The 12,202-nt window shown below is 71.5% G+C and carries 12 protein-coding genes; 5 read left to right on the top strand and 7 right to left on the bottom strand.

Going from position 1 to position 12,202, the window contains the following annotated elements; genetic code table 11:
- Positions 1-56: 56 nt before the first annotated feature.
- The 4 genes from rplL to LEL83_RS15420 form a co-directional block, all read right to left on the bottom strand.
- Positions 57-440, bottom strand: coding sequence for a 50S ribosomal protein L7/L12 (gene rplL / locus LEL83_RS15435; protein WP_027466380.1), 384 nt, complete (start codon positions 438-440; stop codon positions 57-59).
- Between the two features lie 51 nt (positions 441-491).
- Positions 492-1,007 carry a 50S ribosomal protein L10 gene (rplJ, locus tag LEL83_RS15430; RefSeq protein ID WP_198656357.1) on the bottom strand — a complete coding sequence of 172 codons (516 nt, stop codon included), beginning with the start codon at positions 1,005-1,007 and terminating at the stop codon, positions 492-494.
- A gap of 266 nt (positions 1,008-1,273) precedes the next feature.
- The gene (locus LEL83_RS15425) at positions 1,274-2,710 is read right to left on the bottom strand and encodes a sensor histidine kinase (RefSeq protein ID WP_225559478.1); all 1,437 of its coding nucleotides are present in this window, start codon (positions 2,708-2,710) and stop codon (positions 1,274-1,276) included.
- Positions 2,707-3,447: a response regulator transcription factor gene (locus tag LEL83_RS15420; protein ID WP_225559477.1), complete on the bottom strand. Its 741-nt coding sequence runs from the start codon at positions 3,445-3,447 to the stop codon at positions 2,707-2,709. The genes LEL83_RS15425 and LEL83_RS15420 overlap by 4 nt, the downstream gene beginning before the upstream one ends.
- A gap of 103 nt (positions 3,448-3,550) precedes the next feature.
- Here LEL83_RS15420 and LEL83_RS15415 point away from each other — a divergent pair, with 103 nt between their 5' ends.
- The 5 genes from LEL83_RS15415 (at position 3,551) to LEL83_RS15395 (ending at position 9,156) form a co-directional block, all read left to right on the top strand.
- Positions 3,551-4,585, top strand: coding sequence for an acyl-CoA dehydrogenase family protein (locus LEL83_RS15415; RefSeq protein ID WP_225559476.1), 1,035 nt, complete (start codon positions 3,551-3,553; stop codon positions 4,583-4,585).
- Positions 4,582-5,952, top strand: coding sequence for a PIG-L family deacetylase (locus LEL83_RS15410; protein ID WP_225559475.1), 1,371 nt, complete (start codon positions 4,582-4,584; stop codon positions 5,950-5,952). The genes LEL83_RS15415 and LEL83_RS15410 overlap by 4 nt, the downstream gene beginning before the upstream one ends.
- Positions 5,949-6,659, top strand: coding sequence for a glycosyltransferase family 2 protein (locus tag LEL83_RS15405; protein ID WP_225559474.1), 711 nt, complete (start codon positions 5,949-5,951; stop codon positions 6,657-6,659). The genes LEL83_RS15410 and LEL83_RS15405 overlap by 4 nt, the downstream gene beginning before the upstream one ends.
- Before the next feature lie 128 nt (positions 6,660-6,787).
- Complete coding sequence (locus tag LEL83_RS15400; RefSeq protein ID WP_225559473.1) at positions 6,788-8,344, top strand: ABC transporter permease; 1,557 nt, start codon at positions 6,788-6,790, stop codon at positions 8,342-8,344.
- Between the two features lie 134 nt (positions 8,345-8,478).
- Complete coding sequence (locus LEL83_RS15395) at positions 8,479-9,156, top strand: ABC transporter ATP-binding protein (RefSeq protein ID WP_225559479.1); 678 nt, start codon at positions 8,479-8,481, stop codon at positions 9,154-9,156.
- A gap of 93 nt (positions 9,157-9,249) precedes the next feature.
- Here LEL83_RS15395 and LEL83_RS15390 read toward each other — a convergent pair whose 3' ends face one another.
- The 3 genes from LEL83_RS15390 to LEL83_RS15380 form a co-directional block, all read right to left on the bottom strand.
- The gene (locus LEL83_RS15390; protein WP_198656364.1) at positions 9,250-10,176 is read right to left on the bottom strand and encodes a TolB-like translocation protein; all 927 of its coding nucleotides are present in this window, start codon (positions 10,174-10,176) and stop codon (positions 9,250-9,252) included.
- 106 nt (positions 10,177-10,282) lie between these two features.
- The gene (locus LEL83_RS15385) at positions 10,283-11,122 is read right to left on the bottom strand and encodes a carbohydrate ABC transporter permease (protein ID WP_198656365.1); all 840 of its coding nucleotides are present in this window, start codon (positions 11,120-11,122) and stop codon (positions 10,283-10,285) included.
- A complete protein-coding gene (locus LEL83_RS15380) occupies positions 11,115-12,110 on the bottom strand; it encodes a carbohydrate ABC transporter permease (RefSeq protein ID WP_198656366.1) in 996 nt (331 codons plus the stop codon). The genes LEL83_RS15385 and LEL83_RS15380 overlap by 8 nt, the downstream gene beginning before the upstream one ends.
- Positions 12,111-12,202: the final 92 nt, after the last annotated feature.

The raw sequence follows: 12,202 nt of genomic DNA, 5'->3' as shown, positions 1-12,202 counted from the left end.
ACGACGAAGGCCGCCACCCCGAGGGGTGGCGGCCTCCGTGACCGGAACGGTCGAGACTACGCGAGCTCGATCGTGGCGCCAGCGGCCTCGAGGGTCGCCTTCGCCTTGTCGGCGGTCTCCTTGTTCGCACCCTCGAGGATCTTGGCGTCGGCGGTCTCGACGAGCGCCTTGGCCTCACCGAGGCCGAGCGACGTCAGGCCACGGACCTCCTTGATGACCTGGATCTTCTTGTCACCAGCGGACTTGAGGATGACGTCGAACTCGGTCTTCTCCTCAGCGGCCTCGGCCGGGGCAGCTGCGCCGGCGGGGGCGGCAGCGGCGACCGGGGCGGCCGCGGTGACCTCGAAGACCTCTTCGAACTTCTTCACGAAGTCCGAGAGCTCGATGAGCGTGAGCTCCTTGAAGGCCTCGATGAGCTCGTCCTGCGAAAGCTTCGCCATGATTTTCTCCTACTACTAGCTAGTACGTGTGGTTGATGAACGCGTGCCTGATCAGGCCGCGGACTCCTGCTTCTCGCGCAGAGCGTCCACGGTGCGGACGGCCTGCGAGAGGGGTGCCTGGAACAGGTACGCAGCACCGAACAGCGAGGCCTTGAGCGCGCCGGCGAGCTTGCCGAGCAGCACTTCACGGGACTCGAGGTCAGCGAGCTTGTCCACCTCGGTCGCGGTGAGCGGGTTACCGTCGAAGTAACCGCCCTTGACCACGAGCTGAGGGTTCGCCTTGGCGAATGCACGCAGCGACTTCGCGACGGCGACGGTGTCACCGTGCACGAAGGCGAGAGCGGACGGACCGGCGAGCTCGTCGTCGAACGACGTGATGCCGGCGTTGTTCGCCGCGATCTTGGTCAGCGTGTTCTTCACCACGGCGTACGTGGCGTGCTCACGGATCGAGTTGCGGAGCTCCTTGAGCTGCGCGACCGTGAGACCGCGGTACTCGGTGAGCAGAACGGCGTTCGAGCTACGGAAGGACTCCGTGAGCTCGGCGACCGCAGCTTCCTTGTTCGCCATGGTTCTCCTTGGGGGTCTTGCCGGCAGCCCCAGGCCCACGAACGAGAAAAGCTCCGGCGCAGAGGCTCGGAGCTGCTCCCCCGAGATCGGGAGGAGTGGTTCGGAACACCTGCGCTGGATGCCTCACCGAGTGAGGACCTTCGGTCACGCTGCGAGCAGCGCGACAACCGGCGGTCTTTGGCTTCGAGAACTGTACCAGACGCCGTGGCCGTCGCCAAGCACCGGACGGGAGGCCCGTGACCGGCCCGCACCGCGCCTCCCGTCCGTCACGCGTGTGCGCCCACCGCCGCCGCGGGATCCCGCGGCAGGTGCACCGTGAACACGGTGTCGCCCGGCTCACTCGTCACCTCGACGTGACCGCCGTGCGCCTGCACGACCGCGTCGACGATCGCGAGCCCGAGCCCCGTCGACCCGACCGCGCGCGAGCGCGAGCCGTCCCCACGGGCGAAGCGCTCGAAGAGCTTCGGCAGGAACGCGGGGTCGATCCCCTGGCCGGTGTCCCGCACGGTCAGGTCCACGCCGCCGTCGACGGGCGCCAGCCCCACCGTGATGCGGGTGCCCTCGGGGGTGTGCGTCCGCGCGTTCGTGACCAGGTTCACGATGACCTGGTGCAGTCGGGCGGCGTCACCGACGACCGCGACCGGCTCCGGGGGCACGTCGACCTCGATCACGTGGTCGGGCGAGGCGGCGTGCGCGTCGTTGACGGCGTCGAGCACCAGGCCGGTCAGGTCGACCTCGGCGAGCTGGATCTCGCGGCCCTCGTCCAGGCGGGCGAGCAGCAGCAGGTCCTCGACCATCGACGTCATCCGGATGGACTCGGACTCGATCCGACTCATCGCGTAGACGACGTCCGGCGGCAGGTCGCCACCCATCCTGCGGGTGAGTTCCGCGTAGCCGCGGACCGATGCCAGGGGTGTGCGGAGCTCGTGCGAGGCGTCGGCCACGAACTGCCGGACCTGCTGCTCCGATCGCTCGCGGGCCTGCATGGCGCCCCCGATGTGGCCGAGCATCCGGTTGAAGGCGCTGCCGACCCGGCCGACCTCGGTGCGGGGATCGGTGTCGGGGACCCGGACGCCGTCGAGCGCGTCGCTGCGGTCGAGGGGCATGCGTGCCACAGTCGACGCCGTCTCGGCGACGCGCTCGAGCGGACGGAGCGACCGCCGGACGACGACCGCGGCGACGATCGATCCGGTGAGCAGTGCGGCCGCGAGCACGGAGACGACGACCCAGAAGAGCTTCCAGACGCTGTCGTACACCGGGGCCATCGGCAGGCCGACGACCAGGACGGCCGGGCCGACGGTCACGGCCGCGACGCGGTAGTCGCCGAGTCGCGACCCGAGGTCGACGGTCGCGGGGGCCGCTCCGACCCGCACGGTGCCCAGCGCGTCCGCACTCGTCCGGGTGATCGCGCTCGGGCGCCCGTAGTCGTCGAGCACGTTCGCGATCACGACCTGCCCGTCGATGAAGTACGCCGTGAGGGTGCCGACGGACTGGCCGGACGGCCGGGTCAGGTCGATGTCCGGCTGCCCGGACGGGTTCTGCTCCAGGTAGCGCTGCGCCCGGTTCGTGGCGCCGGTGATCTGCTCGTCGATCGCGCCCGTCTGGATCGAGGCCAGCGCGATGATGCTGCCTGCACCGATCACCGCGCTGACGGCGACGACGAGGGCGACGATGCTCAGGACGAGGCGGCGCCGGAGCGTCACGACGTCGGCTTGATGACGTACCCGACCCCGCGCACCGTGTGGATCATCGGGGTCTCGCCGGCGTCGATCTTCTTGCGCAGGTAGGAGATGTAGATCTCGACGACCGAGGACTTGCCCCCGAAGTCGTACGACCACACCCGGTCGAGGATCTGCGCCTTCGAGAGCACGCGCCGCGGGTTGCGCATGAGGAAGCGCAGCAGTTCGAACTCGGTGGCGGTCAGCTCGATCGGCCGCCCCGCGCGGTGCACCTCGTAGGACTCCTCGTCGAGCACCAGGTCACCGACGACGATGCGCGAGTCACCGGATTCCCGCGTGGCGATCTGCGACCGGCGGACCAGGCCCCGGAGTCGCGCGACCACTTCCTCCAGGGAGAACGGCTTCGTGACGTAGTCGTCGCCGCCCGCGGTGAGCCCGGTCACGCGGTCCTCGACGGAGTCCTTCGCGGTGAGGAACAGCACCGGGGTGTCGTCGTCGTTCTGTCGCAGCCGCCGCAGCACCTGCAGCCCGTCGAGGTCGGGCATCATCACGTCGAGCACCATCGCGTCGGGCTGGAACTCGCGGGCCGTCGCCAGGGCGTCCTGCCCGCCGTTCGCGCTCTTGACGTCCCAGCCCTCGTAGCGGAGCGCCATGCACAGCAGGTCGGTGAGGCTCGCTTCGTCGTCGACGACGAGGATGCGCAACGGGGTGCCGTCAGCACGGGTGAGGCGCGGGACTGCTGCGGGCTGGGAGATGGTCACGTCTTCGAGTATCGAGAAGTTCCTATGAGCGGTCTGTGGGGCAACCCGGCGCGTTCTGTGGATCGAGGACGCGTCCACACCTCCCCCTCCGTACGGTGGGAGCATGTTGCGATCTGCAGCCTGGCCCGCGTCGGCCCGGCACCTGGACACCGCGCGGATCGAACGGACGACCGGGAGGCCCGGGTCGGCACCGACGGACCGCCTCGCGGTCGCGCGAGCGGTCGCCGCCACCACCCCGCCGCTGTCCGCCGGGACGGCCGGCGGCTCCTTTGGCACGCTCGCCGCGCTCGCCGCGGCGGACGTCGCCACCGCCCGCACCGTCGAACCGCACCTGGACGCGCTCGGCATCCTGGCGCAGGCCGGGGTCGACGCCCCGGACGGCTCGACCTGGGGCGTCTTCGCGGCCGAGGGGCCGGGCCTCCGGCTCGATGCGGCGCCGCAGCACGACGGCTCGGTCCTGCTGCACGGCACGAAGCCGTGGTGCTCGCTCGCCTCGACGCTCTCGCACGCGCTGGTCACCGCGCACCTGAGCGACGAGCGGGTCCTCGTCGCCGTGGACCTGCGCCAGCCCGGGGTCACCGCGCACGACGAGGCCTGGGTCGCACGCGGCATGCCGGACGTGCCGAGCGGACCGGTCGACTTCGACGGGGTCCGGGCAGACCCCGTCGGCGCACCGGGTTGGTACCTGCGACGTCCGGGCTTCGCCTGGGGCGGCATCGGTGTCGCGGCCTGCTGGTGGGGCGGCGCGGTCGGGCTCGCCCGGGTGCTCCGGGACACCGCGGCAGCGCACCCGGAGTCCGAGCTGCTGCAGGCGGCACTCGGTGCCACCGTGGCCGACCTCGCCGACGCCGAGGACGCCCTCGCCGACGCCGCCGCCCGGATCGACGGGTCGGACCCGACCGCAGACGACACCGACTGGCGGCTGCTCGCCCAGACGACCCGCTCGCGGGTGCGCCGATCGGTCGACGCCGTGCGCGAGCGGGTGGTCGCGACGATCGGGCCGGCACCGCTGACCGCGGACCCCGCCGTCGCCGCGCGGGTCGCCGACCTCGAGCTCTACGTCCTGCAGGACCACGGCGCACGCGACCTCGCCCGCATCGGCCGGATGGTGCTCGAGCGGGGCGGCGTCGCGTGGTGAGCTTCGACCACCGCGAGCCGGGCACCGACCCGGCGGCGTGGACGGGGTTCCTCGACGGCCTGGACGCCCCCGGGATCGACCTGGCCGGTGCCGGGTCGGTGGTGGTCGTCGCACCCCACCCCGACGACGAGACCCTCGGCGCCGGTGGCCTGATCGCGGCCGCTGGCCGGGCCGGCATCCCCGTGCACGTGCTGCTCCTCACCCGCGGCGAGCGCTCCCACCCGGACTCCCCCACGACGACCTCGGAGGCACTCGCCGCCGCCCGTGACGACGAGTTCGTGGCAGCCCTGCGCAGCCTGCACCCCGGTGTCACCTCGACCTCGGTGGGGATCCCGGACGGCGCGACCCGCGAGCACCGGGACCGGGTCGTCGAGACCCTCGACGCCGCGCTCGCCGGGGCTGCCCGCCCCGCACTGCTCGTCGCACCGTGGCGCGGGGACGGGCACCGCGACCACCGCATCGCCGGCGAGGTCGCCGAGGTCGCCGCGGCGAGCGCCCCCGACGTGGACCTGCTCGCGTACCCGATCTGGGCCTGGCACTGGGACGACCCGGACCACTCCGTCGCCCCCTGGGACGACGTCCGGGTCCTGTCGCTGCCCGACGACCTCGTCGCCCGGAAGCGTGCTGCCCTCGACGCCTACCCGTCGCAGACCCGCGCGCTCTCCCCTGCTCCGGGCGACGAGGCGATCATCGACGAGCGGCACGCTGCCCACCACCTGCGGACGACCGAGTGGTTCTTCGCGCCGGGGGCAGCAGCGGTGTCGGCACCGTCCTCGCGGTCGCGGGAGTCGTTCGACGCGCACTACGACCGGAAGCCCGAGGGGTGGGACTTCGAGGGCTCCTGGTACGAGCAGCGCAAGCGCGCGGTGACCCTGGCCGCACTCCCCCGCCGGCGGTTCCGGTCCGCACTCGAGCTCGGCTGCGCGACCGGGGTCCTGACCGCCGCCCTCGCCGAACGCGCGGACGACGTGCTCGGCACCGACATCTCGGCGGCACCGCTGGAGCGTGCTGCCCACCGTGCGCCGACCGCGCGGTTCGTGCAGGCGGCGCTGCCGTCGGAGTGGCCGGACGGTCGCTGGGACCTGGTGGTGATGTCCGAGGTCGGGTACTACCTGTCGCCCGCCGACCTCGACGCGACGATCGACCGTGTGCTCGACAGCCTCGACGACGACGGCGTGCTCGTGGCCTGCCACTGGCGGCACCCGGACGACGAGGCGGTGTCGGGCGGCGACGCGGTGGACGCGCGGCTGACCGAACGGTGGCCGCGCCCCGCCCTGCTCCGACACGTGGAAGAGGACTTCGTCCTGAGCGTCCTGCCCGGCCCGGCGGTCACCTCGGTGGCCCGAGCCGAGGGGATCATCTTGTGACCCGATCGGAACCGCGTGCACGCATCGACGTGGTCGTCCCCGCGCACGACGAGGCGGACCGGATCGCCGCGTGCCTCGACGCGCTCCTGGTGGCCATCGACCGGCTCGCCACGGAGCGACCCGGGGTCGACGCCGCGGTCACGGTGGTGCTCGACGGCTGCACGGACGGCACCGCTTCGGTGGTCGAGCGGTACCCGGTCGACGTGCTGACGACGGACCGTGTCGGGGTCGGCCGGGCACGGACCATCGGGGCGACGCACGCACTCCGCGCGCACGACGGCGAACCGGCAGCGCGGTGGCTCGCCCACACCGACGCCGATTCGCGCGTGCACGAACGGTGGCTCGTGCAGCAGTCCGACGCCCTTGCCGCTGGTGCGCAGGTGCTCGTCGGCGCCGTCGTGCCCGATCCCGACGACCTCGAACCGGTCGTGCTCGAACGGTGGACCCGGGCGCACCCGCCCGGCGCCGCCCTGGGGCACGTGCACGGCGCGAACCTCGGCGTGCTCGCCGCGGCGTACGTCACGCTCGGCGGGTTCGACCCCGTGCCCGAGCACGAGGACGCGCGTCTGGTGGCCCGGGCGCGGGCGCTCGGCCTCCGGGTGGACGCCACCGTCGACCTGCCGGTGGTGACGAGCGGGCGGTTCGAGGGTCGGACGCCGGGCGGGTACGCGGAGCACCTGCGCCAGCAGTACGGCGACGCGAGTTGACACCCTCACGCGCCTCATAGCGAGCAGCAATCCTGCGCAGAAGGTCGCTCCCTAGGTTCTCCTCCGTCGGCCCCGCCGCGTGCTCCACGCGATCGGTGACCCCAGCCGGCCACCACCCGAGGAGACCCATGTTCCTGACCTACCTCAGGCGCGAACTCACGAACCGCAAGAAGCAGACCGTCATCATCGCGATCGGCATGGCGCTGGCCATCGCCCTCGTCGTCATCGTGTCGTCGATCTCCGGCGGGGTGCAGGCTGCACAGAAGAGCGTCCTGCAGTCCGTGTACGGCGTCGGGACGAACATCACCGTGACCAAGACCGCGACGGCGTCCTCCGGCGGCGGACGACCGGCCTTCGACTTCGGCAGCCAGGGCGACAGCAGCGGGGACGACAGCGGCTCGACGGACCTGTCGCAGTCGCGGCTCGCGGTCGCGCGCGGCACGAGCACCCTCGACGCGTCGAACCTCTCGACGATCACCGGGACCGACGGGGTCGAGGCCGCGACGGGTGTGCTGACGCTCGAGAACAGCACGTTCTCCGGCCAGGTGCAGCAGCAGTCGACCGACGACAGCAGCACGGACAGCAGCAGCGACTCCAGCAGCGACAGCACGACTCAGCAGGGACCGCCGAGTGGGGACACCGGCGGCGGCTTCGGCGGTGGCTCGTTCAGCGTCGACTCGTTCACGGTCACCGGCATCCCGGTCTCCGGCGACACGGTCGGCCCGCTGACGAGCACCGAGCTCACGAAGGGGCGCACCTTCACCACGAAGGACGCCGGCAAGGACGTCGTCGTGCTCGACGCGTCGTACGCGAAGAGCGAGGACGAGGCGGTCGGCGACACGATCGACATCGGCGGCACCGACTTCACCGTCATCGGCATCGTCAGCTCCACCGGCTCGGCCTCGACCACGGGCTCGAACACCTACATCCCGCTCGACACCGCGCAGGCGCTGGCCGACCTCAACGGCAAGGTCACCTCGATCTCCGTCTCGGCCGGGTCGTCCTCCGACGTCAGCACCATCAAGGCCGCGCTGCAGGCGAAGCTGCCGAGCGCCACCGTCTCCACCGAGGCCGACCTGGCCTCGAGCGTCTCCGGGTCCCTCAGCACCGCGTCGAGCCTGGTCTCGAACCTCGGCAGGTGGCTGTCGATCGTCGTGCTCGCCGCGGCGTTCCTCATCGCGATCCTCTTCACGATCTCCGGCGTGACCCGCCGCACCCGCGAGTTCGGGACCCTCAAGGCGATCGGCTGGTCGAACGGCCGTATCACCCGGCAGGTTGCCGGTGAGTCCCTGGTGCAGGGCCTCATCGGTGGCGTGCTCGGCGCGGTGGCCGGACTCATCGGCATCCTCGTCGTCAACACCATCGCCCCGACCGTCTCGGCGAGCGCCTCGAGCACGACGGGCGGCGGCGCCGGCGGCGGTGGCGGTGGCGGTGGCGGGATGCCCGGCGGCGCGGCGACGGCAGCAGCGGGCAACGGCACGACGGGCGGCGCCCCGGCCGGCGGCTTCGGCGGCGGTGCGAGCACCGCGTCGACGACCGACGTGGTCCTGCATGCCCCGGTGACCGTCGAGATCATCCTGCTCGCGATCGGCCTCGCGATCCTCGGTGGCCTCATCGCCGGGGCGCTCGGCGGATGGCGTGCGAGCCGGCTCCGTCCGGCCGAGGCGCTCCGGAGCGTGGCCTGATGCCCGGCCCGTCCACCGGTGCGACACCGATCACCGGACCCGCACCGGCCCCGAGCACCCGACCAGGAGGACCCACCGTGACCACCACCGACACCGCGACCGGCGAGGCGGAGGCGACCCGTGCCTCCAGTCCGATGTACCGGCTGACGAACGTGAGCAAGACCTACCGGCAGAAGAACCGGACCGTCACCGCCCTGACGAACGTCGACCTGACGATCCCGCGGGGGCAGCTCGTGGCGATCCAGGGGCCGACCGGCGGCGGCAAGTCGACGCTGCTGCAGATGCTCGGCGCGCTGGACCGCCCGAGCGCCGGGTCCGTCCACCTCGGTGGGGACCGCGACGTGGCGGAGCTCGGCGACCGCGCGCTGACCGATCTGCGGGCGACCGAGATCGGCTTCGTGTTCCAGAGCTTCAACCTCATCCCGACCCTGACGGCGCTCGAGAACGTCGAGACGGCGTTCGCGGGGGCCCTGGCGGAGCGGTCGCGCGGTGCGGTCCGGCAGCGGGCGAAGGCGGCACTCGCCGAGGTCGGGCTGGCCGAGCGACTCGACCACCTGCCCGCGGAGCTCTCCGGTGGTCAGCAGCAGCGGGTGGCGATCGCCCGCGCGCTCGTGAAGGACCCGAGCGTGCTGCTCGCCGACGAACCGACCGGGGCACTCGACGAGGCGACGCGCGACGAGATCATGGGCCTCATCGAGAGGCAGTGGCGGGAGCGCGGGCTGACCGTCGTCATCGTCACGCACGACTCGTGGGTCGCGAAGCGTGCCGAGCGGCACCTGCACATCGGGCAGGGGCGGGTCCGCGAGGCGTAGCCGGGCGGGCCGTCGACCCGCGTTCCGCGCCCAGCGACTGTCCACGCGTCCGGCGGCGCGTGGACTGTCGCCCAGCGCGTGAAGACGCCGCCGCTACCCCGCCACCGGGTAGTCGCAGTACGCGAACCACCGCGAGTCCGGCGACCACGGCGGCACGTTGACCGTCCCCTGCCCACCGTCGAGCGTCACGAGGGTCTCCGGCTGGACCGCGATCCGGGCGCCGCGCACGAGCGAGCCGGGGAGCAGTCGGAGCTCCACGCGGTGGTCGGCGGGGTGGCCCTGCACCCCGGGCTCGTACGACAGGTAGAGCAGGTGCGCACCGTCGGGCGAGACGTGCGGGAACCAGTTCACGCGGTCGTCGTTCGTGATCCGCACCGGGTCGGTCGCTCCCGGCCAGAGGGCGACGAGCTGCGCGGTGCCGGGGGTGAACCGCTCCGAGTTCCACACGAGCAGGTCGCCGGCGAACGAGACGCCGTCGTCCGGGTGCTCGTCGCGGGTCAGGAAGGTCGGGTCCCCGGTGGCGGGGTCGACGAGTGCGACGTCGGTGGTCCAGGTGCCGTCCTCGGCGTGCTCCCCGACGATGGCCGCGAGGGTCTCGCCGTCGGGTGCGATGCCGTGCAGGTAGAACTTCCGGACGACCGGCAGCGCGGTGGTGACGTCGGTGAGCGTCGCCGCGGCTCCCCCGAGCGGCACCGGGACCCGGTACAGGTCGCCGTCGCGCCCGCTCACCACGACGGAGGTGCCCGAGGGGTCGAGCACGTGGTCGTTGTTGATCTCCGGGACGCCGGGCATTGGGACGGGCACCAGCGCCGACTCGTCGACGGCCGTCCCGCCGTGCTCGAGCAGCCAGAGGTCACCACCGCCGTTCAGCAGGAGCCTGCCGTCGGGCAGCACGTTCGGCGCCTCGACGAGCAGCGTGCTCGACTCGAACACGAGCCGGCTCGTCCGGCGCTCGAGGTCGTACACGTGCACCCGGCTGGTCTGTCCCGGCAGCAGCTGCCGTCCGCGCGGTTCGTTCATGGGTCCCATCCTGTCGTGGTGTCGCTCACGTGCGCACCAGCGCACGCACGGACGGGAGGCGCGGTGCGGGTCCGACCCGCACCGCGCCTCCCGTCAGGGGGTCCGCCTACTTCACCGCGCCGGCGGTCAGGCCGGCCACGAACTGGCGCTGCACCACGAGGAACGCGGCCACGACCGGGATCGACACGACGAGCGACGCTGCCATGACCTGGTTCCAGTACACGTTCGTCTGCGTGGAGTACTGCTGCAGACCGACCGAGAGCGTCGAGCCGAGACCGTTCGTCATGACCGAGGCGAAGAGGACCTCGCCCCACGCCGTCATGAACGAGTAGATGCCGACCGCCACCAGACCCGGGCGGGCCGACGGCAGGATGACCCGGAACAGGGCACCCATCGGACCGGAACCGTCGACCATCGCGGCCTCGTCGAGCTCGCGCGGGATGGTCTCGAAGTAGCCCGCCAGCATCCAGATCGAGAACGGCAGCGTGAACGTCAGGTACGTGATGATCAGGCCGAGCCACGACCCGACGAGCTGGATGCCGAGGGTGTTCCCGAGGTTCGTGAAGATCAGGAACAGCGGGAGCAGGAACAGCACGCCGGGGAACATCTGGGTGGAGAGCACCGCGGTGGTGAAGGTGCTCTTGCCCTTGAAGTTCCAGCGCGAGACACCGTAGGCGGCGAACGTCGCGATGATGAGCGAGAAGACCGTCGCGACCGTGCACACGACCAGCGAGTTCACGAAGTACCGCGCGAGCGGCACCGTGGACCACATGTCGATGAACGGCTGGATCGTGACCGTCGACGGGATCCACGTGAAGTTGTCCTGCACGTCGCCGAGCGGCTTCATGGCCGTGGTCACCATGACGTAGAGGGGCACGATCGTGAACAGGGTCAGGACGACCAGGGTCACGATCTTGAAGGACTTGGCGCCAGCTGTCTCACGCACGGACGGACCTCCGGTTGGTCACGGCGAGGTAGATGCCGGTGACGACGAGCAGGAAGAGGAGGAGCAGGACGCTCATCGCGGCACCCGAACCGAAGTTCCAGGTGATGAACGACGCGTTGTAGATGTGGAAGCTCAACAGGTCGGCGGCCGGGGGCTGCGCGGTCGACCCGAAGAGCACGAACGGCGTGTTGAAGTCGTTGAACGTCCACAGGAACATCACGAGCACGAGCGTCACGTTGACGGGGCGGACCATCGGCAGCGTGATGGAGCGCCACTGGCGGAACGGCTTGGCGCCGTCGACCGAGGCGGCCTCGTACACGTCGTTCGGCACGGACTGCAGTCCGGCCATGAGCATGAGGAAGGCGAAGGGCCAGGTCTTCCAGATGGCGACGACCACGACCGCGACGAAGGCGTTGTTGCCGATGAGCCAGAACGGGGCGTTCCCACCGAACAGCCCGAGCTGGTCGACCAGCAGGTGGTTGAGCGCTCCGGTGTCGCGCTGGAACATGAACTTCCAGGTGATGACGCCGGCGTACATCGGCAGCGCGTACGGCACGAGGAACAGGGTGCGGAACAGCCCGCGGCCGGCGAACGGCTTCTGCAGGGCGACGGCCGCAGCCATGCCGAAGGTCCAGGACAGCCCGACCACCAGGACCGTGAAGGCGCAGGTGATGAGGAACGAGTTGAGGACCCCGCGGCCGATCGCCTGGTCGAAGTCGACGACGACGGCGTAGTTCCCGAACCCGGCGAACGGAGCGGCGCCCCAGTTGGCGATGAAGTACTTGGTGAGCTGGATGAACGAGATCCAGATGCCCACGAGCATCGGGACGATGTGGATGAGCAGCTCGAAGAGGATGGCCGGCGCGACGAGCGCGTACGGCAGCCAGTGGACCTTGCGCTTGCGACCCGGCGGACGGCCCGACATGGTCGGGGCCTTCGTGTGCGTCAGGTCGATGCGCTCCGAGTCGGGGAGGACCGAGGTGGACATGAACGGGGGCCTTTCGGCAGGAGGGGCGTACGGGTGCGGTCCTCCGCGGCCGGGGCAGCGGCGGGGAGGCGCGGGGTGCGTGGGGCGGGAGC

Origin of the sequence: Curtobacterium oceanosedimentum (genome assembly GCF_020297365.1) — a bacterium.
Classification (GTDB): domain Bacteria; phylum Actinomycetota; class Actinomycetes; order Actinomycetales; family Microbacteriaceae; genus Curtobacterium.
This window is presented reverse-complemented; position numbering and strand designations above follow the sequence as displayed.